The 15,944-nt window shown below is 39.8% G+C and carries 11 protein-coding genes; 10 read left to right on the plus strand and 1 reads right to left on the minus strand.

The window, feature by feature from the left end; all coding sequences use genetic code 11:
• The first annotated feature begins 91 nt into the window (after positions 1 to 91).
• The 5 genes from NOS7524_RS15725 (at position 92) to NOS7524_RS15745 (ending at position 8,339) form a co-directional block, all read left to right on the plus strand.
• Positions 92 to 817 carry a PspA/IM30 family protein gene (locus NOS7524_RS15725; protein ID WP_015139467.1) on the plus strand — a complete coding sequence of 242 codons (726 nt, stop codon included), beginning with the start codon at positions 92 to 94 and terminating at the stop codon, positions 815 to 817.
• Between the two features lie 144 nt (positions 818 to 961).
• Complete coding sequence (locus NOS7524_RS15730) at positions 962 to 1,741, plus strand: PspA/IM30 family protein (protein WP_015139468.1); 780 nt, start codon at positions 962 to 964, stop codon at positions 1,739 to 1,741.
• A gap of 708 nt (positions 1,742 to 2,449) precedes the next feature.
• Positions 2,450 to 4,003, plus strand: coding sequence for an efflux RND transporter periplasmic adaptor subunit (locus NOS7524_RS15735; RefSeq protein WP_015139469.1), 1,554 nt, complete (start codon positions 2,450 to 2,452; stop codon positions 4,001 to 4,003).
• 154 nt (positions 4,004 to 4,157) lie between these two features.
• A complete protein-coding gene (locus NOS7524_RS15740; RefSeq protein WP_015139470.1) occupies positions 4,158 to 7,349 on the plus strand; it encodes an efflux RND transporter permease subunit in 3,192 nt (1,063 codons plus the stop codon).
• A 171-nt stretch (positions 7,350 to 7,520) separates the two neighbouring features.
• Positions 7,521 to 8,339, plus strand: coding sequence for a SirB1 family protein (locus NOS7524_RS15745; protein ID WP_015139471.1), 819 nt, complete (start codon positions 7,521 to 7,523; stop codon positions 8,337 to 8,339).
• Between the two features lie 51 nt (positions 8,340 to 8,390).
• Here NOS7524_RS15745 and NOS7524_RS27870 read toward each other — a convergent pair whose 3' ends face one another.
• Positions 8,391 to 13,136: an NB-ARC domain-containing protein gene (locus NOS7524_RS27870; RefSeq protein ID WP_015139472.1), complete on the minus strand. Its 4,746-nt coding sequence runs from the start codon at positions 13,134 to 13,136 to the stop codon at positions 8,391 to 8,393.
• A gap of 238 nt (positions 13,137 to 13,374) precedes the next feature.
• On the opposite strand from NOS7524_RS27870, the gene NOS7524_RS30100 reads away from it, so the two are divergent.
• From NOS7524_RS30100 to NOS7524_RS15775, 5 genes are all read left to right on the plus strand, one after another.
• Positions 13,375 to 13,512, plus strand: coding sequence for a hypothetical protein (locus tag NOS7524_RS30100; RefSeq protein WP_171815378.1), 138 nt, complete (start codon positions 13,375 to 13,377; stop codon positions 13,510 to 13,512).
• Between the two features lie 356 nt (positions 13,513 to 13,868).
• Complete coding sequence (locus NOS7524_RS15760) at positions 13,869 to 14,309, plus strand: hypothetical protein (RefSeq protein WP_015139474.1); 441 nt, start codon at positions 13,869 to 13,871, stop codon at positions 14,307 to 14,309.
• Positions 14,310 to 14,384: 75 nt separating this feature from the next.
• Entirely contained in the window at positions 14,385 to 14,756 is a 372-nt protein-coding gene (locus NOS7524_RS15765; RefSeq protein ID WP_015139475.1) for a hypothetical protein, read from the plus strand.
• A 135-nt stretch (positions 14,757 to 14,891) separates the two neighbouring features.
• Positions 14,892 to 15,380 carry a hypothetical protein gene (locus tag NOS7524_RS15770; RefSeq protein WP_015139476.1) on the plus strand — a complete coding sequence of 163 codons (489 nt, stop codon included), beginning with the start codon at positions 14,892 to 14,894 and terminating at the stop codon, positions 15,378 to 15,380.
• Positions 15,381 to 15,417: 37 nt separating this feature from the next.
• The gene (locus NOS7524_RS15775) at positions 15,418 to 15,915 is read left to right on the plus strand and encodes a hypothetical protein (protein ID WP_015139477.1); all 498 of its coding nucleotides are present in this window, start codon (positions 15,418 to 15,420) and stop codon (positions 15,913 to 15,915) included.
• Positions 15,916 to 15,944: the final 29 nt, after the last annotated feature.

Below are 15,944 nucleotides of genomic sequence, written 5' to 3' on the forward strand. Positions count from 1 at the left end.
CTAGCCTGCCTGTTAACCGTCGCTACCCTGAATTCGACATTAATTTTTGTAAATTTTCAATTTCCCAAAGGGATCTGAGTGGAGAGCCGACATGGAATTGATCAAGCGGATCGTGAGAGTAGTCAACGCTAATCTCAATAGTTTGCTAGGCAGTGCCGAAGATCCAGAGAAAGTTCTGGAACAAACCGTCATGGAAATGCAGGAAAACTTGCTGCTATTGCGCCAGGGAGTAGCCCAGGCGATCGCTACCCAAAAACGCACTGAACGCCAAGCCGCATCCGCCCAGTCAACCGCCGAAGAATGGTATCGTCGCGCCCAACTGGCTCTACAACAAGGCAATGAACCTCTAGCCAAAGAAGCCCTTACTAAACGCCACGCCTATCTGGAAACTGCCACAGCTTTAACTAACCAAATCCAACAGCAAAATGATATTGTAGTCAGGCTCAAGCAGGATATGCGGACACTAGAGTTAAAAATTTCTGAGGCGAAAACTAAAAAAGATATGTACATTGCTCGCGCTCGTGCCGCCGCCGCCTCCTATAAACTCCAAGATATGCTCAGTGAAGTTTCCGCTACTAGCAGCTTGAGTGCATTTGAGCGCATGGAAGAAAAAGTTTTACAAATAGAAGCCCAATCAGAAGCAATTAGTCAACTTGATAGTAACGACTTAGAAAAACAATTTGCCTCCTTGGCAACTGCTAATGATGTTGATGGCGAACTAGCAGCGATGAAAGCCCAGGCGTTGGAGGATGCCAACAAGACACAGCCACAGCAACTACCTGAAAGTCAAAACTCTGAAAAATTGGGCAATCCTTAAATATAGGATATATCTTAACAATTAGGGGGTGTTGGCAGGTACCGAACCAAACCGGAAAGATTACATTAAAAATGGAAGTTATTAAATAGTAAAAAAGCGAACTACCCAACCAAGCGCGTAAACTTCACAAGGGAAAACAAAGTTATGGGATTATTTGATCGCATTAAGCGAGTTGTCGGTGCAAACCTCAATGATTTAGTTAGTAAAGCTGAAGATCCAGAGAAAATGCTGGAACAAGCCATCCTGGAAATGCAGGAAGACTTAGTTCAGTTGCGTCAGGGAGTAGCCCAAGCGATCGCTGCCCAAAAACGGACTGAGAAACAGTATAACGACGCTCAAAACGAAATTAATAAGTGGCAACGCAACGCCCAACTCGCACTGCAAAAAGGCGATGAGAACCTAGCCAGACAAGCCCTAGAACGTAAAAAAACTTATACCGAAACCAGTACAGCCCTCAAAACTAGCTTAGATCAACAAAGCACTCAAGTTGAAACCCTCAAGCGCAACTTAATCCAGCTAGAGAGCAAACTTTCTGAAGCTAAAACCAAGAAAGAAATGCTCAAAGCGCGGATTACCACTGCCAAAGCCCAAGAGCAACTCCAAGGCATGGTGCGGGGGATGAATACTAGCAGTGCCATGGCAGCCTTTGAGCGCATGGAAGAAAAAGTCCTGATGCAAGAAGCCCGCGCCCAGTCAGCAGCCGAGTTAGCAGGCGCAGACTTAGAAACCCAATTTGCGCGGTTGGAAGCGGGTAGCGATGTTGATGATGAACTAGCAGCCTTGAAAGCATCTCTAGCACCTGCAACCCCACCCAATCAACCCCAACTCCCCCCCCAACAAGAACAACAATCGACTGCTCCCAAATCTAACGAAGTGGTTGACAGTGAGTTGGAAGCCCTACGCAAGCAATTGGATCAAATGTAATATTTGCAGAATACTAACTATAGCTAGTCCCACGCCTCTCGGTTGTGGGATTTTGTTTTTTAGTCAACAACAGGGTGTTGGGGGTAGGGTGTAGGGTGTGGGGTTGTCGTAGACAGAGGCTACGGCAACCCCACACCCCGCCCCATCTAGGATAGTTTTTATTTATCTAAAAATCTGGTTTTTTGACTTTTAATCAATATTTCAATAAATAAATCTTATTTTTTAGCCCGCACATTTCACAATAATTTTAATTTTCGGCTTACGTATCATAGGTTTTGAGCATTTTTACCCTTGATCAGCCTAATTTATACAAAACTTATAAGTATCTGTATATAATGCAAGCAATTACTTGCATTTACAAGCAAGTTCTTACATAATTTTCAAGAACAACTAAGCCTCAAAAACAGCACCAACCAGTGCGCGTTTTTTCGATTGCTGGCAATTCATATCTTTATCGTCTCCAGTCTGCATAAACATATCTACATTCAACTGAAAGCTGATTATTCTCAAGAAACAAGGCAGTCGCGATGGAACAGATTTCACAGCCAAGAATCAAAGAGGGACTAGGATTTTTACGCAGATCAACGCCCCGCTACCACTAACCGTACTTACAAGACAGCTATTCATGAGCGATCGCCCACAGTTCAAGCTATAAAAAATATCACACAAATTTCCCTAGTTAACATTATTTGGACAAGTCAACAAAATATGTCTCAATCAGATAATTCTCAATCTTCAGTACCTGTTGATATAGAAAACTCTACAGATGACGAAACTCAAGAAAGCTCCTTGGTAGAGGCAGAAAAACAATCTATACCTAATCCTCGCTGGCCTGTGATTGTCGGCATTATCTTAGTAATTGCAGGTGGTGGTTTTGGCTGGAAGTGGTGGCAAAGTAGCATGGCTGGGAATGCACCACCAGGGATGGCTGCGGGGAAACCGATGGGGATTCCCGTAAAATTAGCGACAATAGAGACAGAAACATTACAAGAAAGCTCTGTATTTGTCGGTAGTTTAGAAGCTCCACGTTCAGTGGTATTGAGTCCAGAAATTGATGGACGAGTCAGCCAAATTTTAGTGAAAGAAGGCGATCGCATCCAAGAAGGCCAAGTAGTAGTTCGTCTGGAAAGTGATGATGTTCAAGCCCAGTTATTGCAAGCCAAAGCCTCATTAGAACAGTCCCGCGCCCGCCTAGCCGAACTTAAAGCCGGCACTCGCTCTGAAGAAATTGCCCAAGCCAGAGCGCGTGTAGCCCAAGCCCAAGCACGGTTAACAGATGCCCAAACAGGAGCGCGTCCACAGGAAATTGCTCAAGCAGAAGCACAAATCGAATCAGCGAAATCTGATTTAGAGTTAGCCCAATCCAGAGCCAAACGATACGAACAATTACGAAAAGAGGGAGCAGTTTCCCAAGACGTTTTAGAAGGATATCTCAGAGAACAGCGTAGTGCCGAAGCGAGATTACGGGAATCCCAGAAAAGGTTAGAACAACTGCAAAAAAGCCGTAGCTCCGATATTACAGAATTAGAAGCTGCCCTAGAACAGCAAAGACAAAACCTCAGACAACTAGAGAACGGCGCACGCCCAGAAGAAATAGCCCAAGCGCGATCGCAAGTTACCCAAGCCGCCGCCCAAGTCAAAGCGGCAGAAGTACAGGTGCGTTACACCAACGTCCTAGCACCATTCACAGGGATTGTCGGTGATATCCCAGTCAGAGTTGGCAGCTTTGTCAGCCAAGGTGATCAACTCACCACACTGACGAGAAACAGCGCCTTAGAACTGAATATATCCATTCCCATCAACCAAGCCACACAATTGCGGACAGGATTACCCGTCCAGATGTTAGATGCCCAAGGCAACCCCACCGCCACAGGTAAAATTAGTTTCATCGAACCCAACGCCAATGCTAATTCCCAAACAGTCTTAGCCAAAGCCACCTTTAGCAATGGCACGGGACAACTACTCAATCGCCAGTTAGTCCAAGCCAAAGTAATTTGGAATGAACGTCCAGGGGTGTTAATTCCCGTCACAGCCGTATCTCGTTTAGGTGGAGAAACCTTTGTATTTGTCGCTCAAGCCCCTGAAAAACCCCAACCAGGAGCGCCTCCATTAGTAGCTGTACAAAAATCAGTGAAATTGGGAGCGATTGAAGGTAACAATTATCAAATTCTAGAAGGACTAAAAGCCGGTGATCAAGTTGTAGTTTCCGGCATTCTCAACCTCACCAACGGCGCACCCATTATGGAAGGGAATAGGGAGTAGGGAGTAGGGAGTAGGGGATAGGGGATAGGCAATAGGCAATAGGCAATAGGCAATAGTTATTATCCTCCACTCCCCTGCTCCCCTGCTCCCCCATCTCCCCCATCTCCCCCATCTCCCTCATCTCCCCCACTCCCCACTCCCCACTCCCCAAATTATGTTTGTTGATTTCTTCATTAAGCGGCCAGTCTTTTCTACAGTCTGCGCGTTAATTATTTTACTCATCGGAGCAATCAGTATTCCCACTCTCCCTATTGCCCGCTTCCCAGATATTAGTCCTACTCAAATCAACGTTGCTGCTAACTATACTGGCGCGAGTGCAGAGGTAGTTGAAAGTGGCGTAACGAATATCTTAGAACGGCAAATTAACGGTGTTGAGGGTGTTAAATATATTACTTCCAGCAGCAGTAACGATGGCTCTAGTAACATTACAGTTACTTTTGAGGCCTCGCGGGATAAAGATATTGCTGCCGTCGATGTCCAAAATCGTGTTTCTGCGGCTGAAGCCCAACTACCAGATGTTGTGCAACGTACAGGGGTACGGGTAACTAAGCAATCTAATAATATTTTGCTAGCGATCGGCTTGTACACCGATAATCAGGAATATGACAATATCTTTCTCAGCAATTACGCAGACCTTTACTTAGCAGATGCTTTAAAAAGAGTTAAAGGTGTAGGTAATGTGCAGATTTTTGGCGAACGTCGCTATGCGATGCGTCTATGGCTAGATCCCAATCGCCTCGCTAGTCGGGGTTTAACTACAGCCGATGTCTCCAGGGCGCTGACGGAACAAAACTTGCAAGTTGGTGCGGGAAGAATTGGCCAAGAACCAGCACCCAAAGGACAACAATATCAACTTGATGTACGTGCTGTTAGCCGATTAACGGATACAAAAGAATTTGAAGAACTTGTCCTAAAAACTGAAAATGATGGCACTTTAGTTAAACTCAGAGATGTCGGTAGAGCCGAACTAGGGGCAGAAAATTACAATACATTTTTACGATTTCGCGCCAAAGATGCCGTTGGTTTAGGGATTTATCAAGTTCCTGGGAGTAACGCCTTGGATGTAGCCAGGGGAGTGAAAGAGGAAATGGCGCGATTAGCTCCGAGTTTTCCCCCAGGGATGAAATATCAAGTAGCTTTCGACACCACAATGTTTGTTGAAGAATCTCTGTCAGAAGTAGTCAAGACGCTATTAATGGCAGTGGTGCTGGTGGTGCTAGTGATTTTTGTGTTTTTACAAGACTGGCGCACTACCTTAATTCCAGCATTAACAATTCCTTTGGCTTTAATTGGGACATTCGCTTTTGTCAAAGCTTTTAACTTTTCGATTAATAGTTTGACCTTGTTTGGTTTGACTCTGGCATCGGGGATGGTGGTAGACGATGCGATTGTTGTAGTTGAACAAATTAGCCGTTTTATTCAAGATAAGGGTGTCAATCCTCGCCGTGCTGCTAGTGAGTCAATGGCAGAACTGTTTGGTGCAGTTATCGCTACTTCTTTAGTATTGATGGCGGTGTTTATTCCTGTGGCATTCTTCCCCGGAACTACTGGCGCACTTTATCGCCAATTTGCCTTAACTATCGCCTTCTCGATTGTCATTTCGACTTTTTTGGCTTTGACTCTGACACCATCTTTGTGTGCTTTGTTACTGCGTCAAGGACAAAAACCATCAGGCTGGCTGGGTTGGATGTTTGATCAGTTTAATCGCTTTCTTGATGGGGTAAGGGAAAAATATAGGCGATCGCTTGTTTTCCTCACCCACATCAAAGGCATTATCATTGGTCTATTCATTGTTTCCTTGGGCATGACAGCATGGCTTTATACCTCAGTTCCCACAGCCTTTTTACCCGATGAAGACCAAGGTTATTTCATTACCATTATTCAAGGGCCGCAAGGGGTTTCACTGCAATACACTAGCGATGTGATGGCACAGGTAGAAAAAGAAATCCTGCCACTACCTGAAGTTGTCGGTACCTTTGCTGTCGGAGGCTTTGGTTTTAGTGGTAGCACTGCCAATACTGGGGTTATTTTTACTACCTTAAAGCCTTGGGCTGAACGTACTAGACCCGATCAATCAGTACAAGCAATTATCGGGAAATTGCGCGGAAAACTATTATCTATCCCAGAAGCCAGAGTCTTTCCTGTTAATCCCCCAGGAATTCAAGGTTTGGGCAACTTTGGCGGTTTTACCTTTCAACTCCAAGATCGCAGAGGGAATAGCGGCTTAGAAGATTTGGTGCAGACAATGGGGCAATTACTAGGACGCGCCAATCAAACACCAGGATTACAAGCGGTGTTTAGTACCTTTGCGGCGAATACACCACAGCTATTGGTGGAAGTAGACCGCAACAAAGCCAAAGCCCTACAAGTTGCTATAGATGATATTTTTAGCACCTTACAAACTGCGTTGGGTTCTCAATATGTAAATGATTTCAATCTGCAACAGCGTAATTATCGAGTGTATATACAAGCAGACAAACAGTTTCGCGCTAACCCCAAAGATATTGAACAATTGTATGTGCGATCGCAAACTAATCAAATGATTCCCCTCAGCAACTTAGTCAAAATTAGTTCTGTAGTGGGAGCGCAAACCATCAACCACTATAATCTGTTCCGTTCCATAGAAATTAATGGTGCTGCTGCTCCTGGTTTTAGTTCCGGGGATGCCCTCCAGAAAATGGCTCAATTAGCCCAAGAAATTTTACCCCCTGGCTATGGTTATGAATGGTCTGGTACTTCTCTAGAAGAACAGGAATCTGGTGGTTTAGCACCTCTGATTTTTGGATTAGGACTGGTCTTTGTATTTTTGGTACTAGCCGCGCAATACGAAAACTACATAGACCCGATGATTATTCTCTTATCAGTGCCTTTAGCAATTTTTGGCGCACTGGTAGCGCAATCAATGCGAGGTTTTGCCAATGACGTTTACTGTCAAATTGGTTTAGTAATGTTGATTGGTTTAGCCAGTAAAAATGCAATTTTGATTGTGGAGTTCGCTAACCAACTGCATGAACAAGGACTTCCCATTGCCAAAGCCGCAATTGAAGCCGCCCAAGAACGTTTACGCCCAATTCTCATGACTGCCTTTTCCACCCTCATCGGGATTTTCCCCTTAACCATCGCCACAGGTGCAGGTGCAGGGAGTCGCCAATCTTTAGGAACAGCCGTGTTTGGCGGGATGCTGATTGCTACTTTTTTAAGCTTGTTTGTCGTGCCTGTCTTGTATATTGTAATTAAGACAATGACTGAAGGCTTGTTCAAATCAAATCAGAAGCCAGCCTTAGAAACAGGTGCAACCTCATTGGATAGAAAAACTGCGGCTTCTGTTACTAAAAACCATGATTGAGGGAGTGGGGAGTAGGGAAGTAGGGAGTAGGGGAAGATGAGGGAGTGAAGGGAGACAAGGTAGACAAGGTAGACAAGGTAGAATTTTTACCCAGTCCCCAATCCCCAATCCCCAATCCCCAATCCCCAGTCCCCAACCCCCAATACCCCTACTTGTCATCAGGTGTTGCTTATGAATTTTTCTCTGCCACGACAATATTTTTACCAAGAGATTCAGCATTCCGATGAACATATCGACTTGGCCAAGGCAGCTTTGTACATTGCTAAAGAAGAATATCCGAAAATTGATATCGAAGAATATTTAAATGTTTTGGATACAATGGCAGATGAAGTGCAAGAACGCTTACCATCTCCGCGTTATCCATTGAAAGTTATTCAAACTATCAATCAATATCTCTACGATGACTTAGAATTTGCTGGGAATCAGAGTAACTATTATGACCCCCGCAATAGTTTTTTAAATGATGTAATTGACCGACGCACGGGTATTCCTATTACTTTGGCGCTGGTTTATTTGGAGATTGCCCGGCGTGTAGATTTTCCGATGGCAGGTGTAGGAATGCCTGGACATTTCCTGATTCGTCCTGCGATTCCAGATATGGAAATTTTTGTCGATGCCTTCAATCGCGGCGAAGTGATGTTTGCTCAAGATTGTCAAGATAGGCTCAATCAAATGTTTCAGCAAAACGTGCCTTTACGCCCGGAATTTTTAGCTACAGTCAGTAAGCGGCAATTTTTGGCACGAATACTGGCCAATTTGAAATATATTTATCTCAGACAGCAGCAACTAGAAAAAAGTTTGGCTGTAGTAGAACGGATTTTGCTGTTATTTCCTGATGCTACCTCAGAAGTGCGCGATCGCGGACTACTCAACTATCAACTAGGTAACTACAACCAAGCATCTGACGATTTGCAAAGGTATCTAACCCAAACTCCCAACAGTGAAGATGCAGCACTCATTCGGCGCTTACTGGGTGATTTGGAAAGTTGAACATAGGAATCTTAGATTTATGTGTATACAACAGTCAAAAACTCTTGAATATTAATCACTGTCCATCACTGCACCCAAGGTTATTAGTGTAGCCTTTTGTTGTTCATTTAAGCCTTTAATGCCTGTAATATTCATACCTTCATACGGCTGTACTCTCAGAATTAAGGGGTCAGAATATGTTTGAATATTCCACAACCTAATAGTTTGATCTGAACTACAACTAGCAAGATAGTTACTATCAGGACTAAAACCCACAGACCATACCCTATCATTATGAATTTGCCAATTTTGGAGCAGAGAAATTTTTGATAAATCTTTTACATCCCAGAGTTTTACTGTGTGATCATCATCGCAGCTAACAATATACTTGTCATCAGGACTAAAATTAACTTTCCTGACTCTACTTGTGTGTTCTGTTAGAGTTTTTAGACAACTACCATTAATTGTGTCCCAAATTTTCAATGTCTTATCTGCACTACTACTTGCAATGTAGTTACCATTAGAGCAAAATGAGATTGACAATATTTCATTGGTATGTCCTTCTAATATTTGAAGATGTTTATCTTCTACCAGATCCCATATTATTACTAAATTATTAGCACCACAAGTAGCAATGATGTGGTTATGTTGGGGATGAAAAACTACTTGTCTGATCAATCCAGAATTTATTGATAATGTCTGACATGGTTGATATTGGTTTCCTGGCAAATTTTTTAGATCCCAAATTTTTACCGTTTGGTCATTACTGCTACTAGCCAAAAATTTACTGTCATGACTGAATGCAACTGACATAACCCATGAACTGTGTGCAGTCAAAACCTGACTGGTGTAATCATTTAAATTCCAAAGTCTAACTGTGTTATCTTCTCCACCACTCGCAATATATTGATCATCAGGGCTAAAAGCAACAAACCAAACCCATGAACTATGTCCAGTAAACGTTTTTACACATTTGTTTGTCGCTCTATTCCATAATCTGACAATTCCATCACTGCTGCCACTAGCAAAAAATTGATGATCTTGACTAAAAGAAACAGATAAAAACGAAATATTATGTGACTGTATACTTTTTAAATTTTGGCTATTATTTATATTCCAAAACATTACTTTTCTATCTTCTCCAAGAGTAATAAGAGTTTTGTTATCAGAAGAAAAAACTAATTTTGTTACTCTTTGGTTATGTCCAGTAAATATTTTGATACATTCCTGGTTTTCAAGGCTCCAAATCCTCACATTTTTGTCTTCATGTCCAGTGGCGATTAATTTACTATCATTACTACAAGCGATAGACCAGATACTTGTGGAATTTTCTAATAAAATTTGTTCTTCATAATCTTGTAAATTTACACTATTCCACAGTCTTAATGTTCCATCATCACCGCCACTGACAATTGAACAATTACTATGAGGGATATAAGCAACAGATAGAACCCAGCTTGTATGTCCTTGTAAAGTTTGACATTTGTTAGTTTCAATATTCCAAATTTTTACTGTGCAATCTCCACCACCACTAACAATGAATTTATTATCAGCACTAAAGCAAACCGAGTTAACTTGAGCCGTGTGTCCTTGTAAAATTTTCCGACATTTACCAGTTTCAACATCCCAAACTCTGACTGTTTTATCAACACTGCCACTAGCAATTAATTTACCATTATTACTAAAGACAACTGCTCTTACTCTTCCTGTATGTCCATAACAAGTCCTTAAATACTCATAGTGATTGGTTTCATAATTCCATTGCCAAATCTTTACTGTATTGTCATAACTGCTACTAACAATTAATTGAGAGTCGGGACTAAAAGCTAATGAATAAATCCATTCACTATGTGCTAGGATATTGGTAATATACTGATAATTCTCCAATTGCCAAATACTAATGCTGCCATCACCATTACCTAAAGCGAGAAGCTTGTTATCATGGCTGATTGCAATTGACAATGAAAAATCAAGATTTTGAGTAAAAACAGACTTAGTTAGATCAGAATAAGCAAAGTTGACATCCAGTAAATCCACATTTTGGAGGTCAGCTTGCCAAACAGTCAAATCAGAAAAATCATAGTTACTCACAACAGGTTGTTCATTTTTCAGATTTTGTTCCTGAATCAACAAATTTAGAATATTACCAGCACCATATCCTGATTTTTTATCTTGTTGTCGTAAACTATAAAGAACAGGAATTAGCAGATATTCTAGATTGACTTGATTACATAAATTATCTATTTGTTTACGTATTTTATGTATGATTTCCAACTGATTTTCAGAGATAACTTGGGATATTTTGCTTAAATCATCCTCAATACGTTGAAATTCAAATTTGCAAATTAATTCCTCAATAATTGCTTTGATAATTAAGCGAATCTGAATATTTTTAATAAATTCTTTTCCTTGAGCTTTTAAAAGAGCATGGCTAGTAAATAATTGCAGTGTATTATTTCTAATTTCATTTACAATCTGGTTGATAAGTTGCTTAGTTATATATTCAATCAAAACTGGTTGTAGTGTATATTTGCGAATGTTGGTAGAAAATTCTGTTATTTCTTCTAGGGGAATTTTATTTTTTAAAGATTGTATATTTTGCTCAATTTGTTGGAATTTAAATGTTGATAGTAAATCTTCTAGTAGTTCTGACGCGGAAACAGCTTCTCGGTTAATTGCTAACCAGTAAATTATTTCTTTTTCTGCTAGACTTAATCGTTGAAAGTGCCATCTCAATAAATCATCTTCCATGCTCCTTGCTAAAAGATGTTGTTCTTTCTTTAAAAGAACAGCAATCTCTCCGTTATGTTGTTCTTTGATGAAACCTGCACTTAATTCTAAAAACAGGGGATTGCCACCATAAACTTCTATTAAGTTTTCCCAATCTTCATCTGTAGCTGTAAATTGACCGATTTGCTGAAATATTTTCTTGACTGCTTCTATTTCTCGTAAACCTGTTAATTCTAAAATTCTGACTCCACCATCCTTATACCTTGTCAATTCAATTTCCGGTGGGATAACTCTGCTAGTCAGCAAAACACAACTTTGATGTTTTACTTGCTGCAATTGCTGTAACATTTCACCGTAATCACTATAACCATCTCGATATTTTCCATCTGTTAAAACTGACTCCAGGTTATCCAAAATTACAAGACAACGATGTTGTTGTAAATATGCAATTAATCTCTGAATTTGCAAATTTGCCGATTCCAGTAAACTGGTTTCTTGTTGGTGAGAAAGGAATTTGATGATATCAGTGATTATTTCTGTAAATGGTGGAGCATTCAGGAGCGATCGCCAAATGATATAATCAAACTCACCTTGAATACCCCTGGCTAATTTCACAGACAAATCTGTTTTACCTATCCCACCTTGACCTAACTTTACAGAAAGTCCAGTTTTACCTATTCCTCCACTACCAACTATAGCCAACACTCGACAGCGTTCATTAACTATCCATTGTTTTAATTTTTGTAACTCCTGTGTGCGTCCAAAAAAATGGTTAACAGGAGGTACATCACCCCAATCAGAATGACAACCTTGAAGATTTCCAGCACGTAAATTTTCCCAGGTGAGAGGTTCTACCACTGCGGGATTTGTACAAAGAGCAGGTAAAAAAGATGCTCCCGGATGTTCTAAATCATGTTTTTTTAGCTTATTCCTAGCTTCTTGAACTGCTAAAAACACAGGATATTTTTCCTGAGCGAAAAACTCTAAAAAATAACGAAAAAATTCCTGAGCAATGAAATTTGACACCTGCTCTTTCATGACAATTACATAAGATATATTCAATTTTGCTAGGTCATTTGCTAATCCCAATCCATCACAAGAATTAAAAATTGCCAATTTCAATCCATTATCAATGGCAATTTCAAAAGCATTGGTTAAATCGTTAATTGTGAGACTTTCCTGGTCATTAATATATATATGTCCCGACTCACCTTGAGTTTTGCTATGTCCAGCAAAGAATAAAATATCACAGCCTTTTTCTAACCTTTCTTCTAACTGGTTACGGTCGAAAGGAAAAGGCATAAAGTCTATTTTAGCATCCCAATCATTAACCAACTTTGCAAAAAGACTGCGTTCCTGTTGTAAGTCAATTCCTTCGTCATCACACAAAACTGCGAGAATTTCCACTTGATTGCTAGATTTTAAACCGACAAATCTACCTTGGTAAGAAAGAGAACCAAAACCATGAGTAGCTAAGGGATATTTATCAAAAAAATCCCACTGATGCCAAGGAAGTTTGCGGATTAAATGATCTTGAATTTGGAAGATAACAAAAATTTCATCATTGATATCTAAAAATTCATTTTTATCCCATTGATAGCGGCAATTAACAAATTCTTGAGATTGCAGCCAAATATTAAAACGTTCTTCTAGTTTCTGCTGTGCTAATACTAAATTTTTATTGATATCACTCTCATCAACATTTTCACATAGGTCTAATAGTCCTGCATCAAAACGAATAAAATCATCTAATTGTTGTAATACGTTATCCTGGTGAGGATAATTAAATAAATTATCTATACTGTGCCACAAATCATCAAAATTCCATTGAGGACATTTGCGGTTATAAGTCTGAGGAGGCTTTTTCGGTAATAAAGTTAAAGATGAACGACTGCGGACAGTTTGATAGCGGATATCATAAAGCCTTTGCCAAATTTTGTATAGTCTAGGAAGTATGGTATCTGGTGGTAATTTGGCGTTATATTCATCTGGTCTTCTTTGCTCTGGATGCCACCATAACTTGACTCTAACATGGGTGTCTTGCTCTAAATTACCCAGCCCTAAGTCAATAATTACTGATTTACTCATAATCTCTGGAAACTTTTTTAATGTGTAGATTATCACAGGTTAAACATAAAGCAATCAGAAAATCAACATAATATAATCATTAGTCAGACAGAAATTTCAATTTCTGATTTTATAGTGGTATTTAGTTATTAAATTTTATCTTTAAAATTTGTGGATTTTTTGTCCTTGTACTTACAAAAGGAGTTCAAAAATGAGTGTGTGGGATATTTTTAATAAAGGGCTTGAGATTGCGGCAAATGTGCTACAGTACCAGGCAGGTTGGGATGCTGCAATGGCGGGAAAATCGCTTGACAAGACACGTTACGATAGCGAACCATCTTATAAGTTAGGATATGACAACGGCTTATTTGCTAGAGAACAGCGAAATATAGAATAGTGGTAAAAAAATGTAATCGCCGATGCTGAATTTAAAGCTCTTCCAGCCTCTGTTCAAGGATGTGATCTCAACACAATCTGACTAGGCTTGGTAGGGTGCGTCAGTATGAATAATTTCTGGGTATAGTTATTTTCTATCGCACTGACGCACCCTACATTTTGGATATTGTTTATCTGGAAGTCTCTTAGTCTGAAAAAAGATTATATTGGATGATGCTTGTGTATTTTATCAAAACTTAAGCATTAGGAAATCATAAAACAAACAAAAGATAATCATTACTCAGACAGGATTGGATTTATTTGGGTTTAACCTGAAATCAGCCAAAATTATCCAATCTATTTTCAAAGAAAAAAATTATGGCTTTACCATTTTTATTTGGTGTCGGGCTTTTAAAAGCATTTGTTGGCAAAGGCTTATTAGTTAAGTTGGGTCTTACCAGTAAGATAACGGTAGCATCTATTGCTTCTGTTGCCGGTGTCGCAGCCGGAGCATCTGCCTATAAATATTTAATGCCAAAAGCCGTGGATGCAGTTAACAAAGCATTAAAAGAACATCAATGGAGTTTTACAATTACACAAAATCAGGTTGAGCAAGCGCATAATCTATTAATTTCTATCGATCCTAATTTACCACTTGTAAAAAGCATGGAAAAAATGGTGTTCAAGTCAATGCCTGAATTGTATCAGGCACTCTTGGTCAAAGTTCATGGGTGGAAAGAAGAATTAGCTTATGCAGTATCAGTGGCTTTATGGTACTGGATCGAGTTAGTTAATGAAGAGCAAGAAAATCCAGCCTAGAACTGTATTATAGTGCGGTTCGTTTTAATTTCTAGTAATCAATAACAACTGACAATTTTTTTTGAGTAAATTACAATGAAATTCCATAAATTGCTGATGACTACTACAGCTATAGCCTCTGTTTTTGGTGGAAATATGAACATAGCTCAAGCGCAATCTCTACCAGCACATTGCACTGGAGCAGCGATCGGTTCTTTACTGGGTTTAGCGATTACAGGTAATGCGAGAGCAGCAGAAAACGCAATTCCCGTAGAATGTAGGCAAAATCAATATGCACCCCAAGATCCTGCTTTCCGAAGGGAACAATACTATAGACAGAATCCTCCTCGCACGCGATCGCAACGAAGATTTAAAGAAGAAATGGATTCTTTTTGGCAAAAACAAGGAGAACTTGATCTAGAAAGTCTACGTGAAAGCAATTGTCTTGCTTCATCTGAGGGATGCTAGTAGATTAAGCGCGATCGCCTATCTTGTAGGTTGGGTGATATGGGGTTTTTCTTCACTCCAACCTAATTTATATGAGTTTTTTCGTCTGTTAATTTGCAAAAACTCTCTTAGTGTTTAATAATTAAGGAGATTACCATGAAAAAGCTGCATAAATTACTGATAACCACCACCGCCATAGTTTCTATATTTGGGTGGAATATTCACAGCACTCAAGCACAAAATAGTCCAGAATTTAATACTATAGATTCTATAAAATATAAAAGTATCTTAATTGCTCAATCTCAACCTAGTATTAGTAATACGGTTCAATTTGCCGTTGATGCAATCCACAAACTTAGACAACAAGGAAGGATTAATCTTCGTCGAAATGGTAATTACACTTTTGGTGATATTAGGATAGAGATAGATAATGTAAAACCAGAGTTGCTTAATCAAAACCCATCTTCTGGAGGAAATTTTAATCCTTTTGTAAATTGGATCACAATTAAAAATCTCAAACACGACATATCTGTAACTGTTCAAGTAGTGGGTTCTAACTCTTATAAATCCATAGGTTACAGTACACCCAAGCGTCTTCCTGGTAAATCTATTGATTTGTGCTGTACAATTTACAATCCTAGATAAAACATTCTCTTCCTGTGTAGTAAATTAAGACATTATCATGAAAAAGTACCATAAATTACTGATTACTACCACCGCTATAGTCAGAGTGTCAAAATTAATTGCAATTAGTTTACTGTGCTTAGTAGGCTGTTCGGCAGAATCTAGCAATCAGAGCAATTCCGATTTGCAAAGCAGTGAAGTTTCGAGTTCACCCTCATTTCTCGGTTGTTGGCAAGGCTTATCTCCCGATGGAAATATTAAAGAAAGGCATTATTTTGATGCTAATAAGGAATACAAAGTTACGAGACGGCGAGACAATCCTCAACCTGCTTCAGGCGGAGGCATTACAATAAGAGATCGAGATTGGCATTTTAAGAATTATTCTGGAAAATGGTCTTCTGATGGTAAATCTATCCAGGTTCAGTCCGATGGTTTGGGAACCTTTTTGCTAGAGATTGTATCTGGTTATCAACTTAAATTTGTAGAGTCTAGTGGTAACTATGGGCTTTACCAAGGAGAACAAAGCCCAACATCATTTTTAAAATGCAGTGAATAATTTTGCAATTTATAGTGCAGTATATTAAT

This window comes from Nostoc sp. PCC 7524 (assembly GCF_000316645.1).
Lineage (GTDB): Bacteria > Cyanobacteriota > Cyanobacteriia > Cyanobacteriales > Nostocaceae > Trichormus.

Coding starts and splice junctions, on each gene's coding strand:
- NOS7524_RS15725 (WP_015139467.1), top strand. CDS start 92: ATGGAATTGATCAAGCGGATCGTGAGAGTAGTCAACGCTAATCTCAAT.
- NOS7524_RS15730 (WP_015139468.1), top strand. CDS start 962: ATGGGATTATTTGATCGCATTAAGCGAGTTGTCGGTGCAAACCTCAAT.
- NOS7524_RS15735 (WP_015139469.1), top strand. CDS start 2,450: ATGTCTCAATCAGATAATTCTCAATCTTCAGTACCTGTTGATATAGAA.
- NOS7524_RS15740 (WP_015139470.1), top strand. CDS start 4,158: ATGTTTGTTGATTTCTTCATTAAGCGGCCAGTCTTTTCTACAGTCTGC.
- NOS7524_RS15745 (WP_015139471.1), top strand. CDS start 7,521: ATGAATTTTTCTCTGCCACGACAATATTTTTACCAAGAGATTCAGCAT.
- NOS7524_RS27870 (WP_015139472.1), bottom strand. CDS start 13,136: ATGAGTAAATCAGTAATTATTGACTTAGGGCTGGGTAATTTAGAGCAA.
- NOS7524_RS15760 (WP_015139474.1), top strand. CDS start 13,869: ATGGCTTTACCATTTTTATTTGGTGTCGGGCTTTTAAAAGCATTTGTT.
- NOS7524_RS15765 (WP_015139475.1), top strand. CDS start 14,385: ATGAAATTCCATAAATTGCTGATGACTACTACAGCTATAGCCTCTGTT.
- NOS7524_RS15770 (WP_015139476.1), top strand. CDS start 14,892: ATGAAAAAGCTGCATAAATTACTGATAACCACCACCGCCATAGTTTCT.
- NOS7524_RS15775 (WP_015139477.1), top strand. CDS start 15,418: ATGAAAAAGTACCATAAATTACTGATTACTACCACCGCTATAGTCAGA.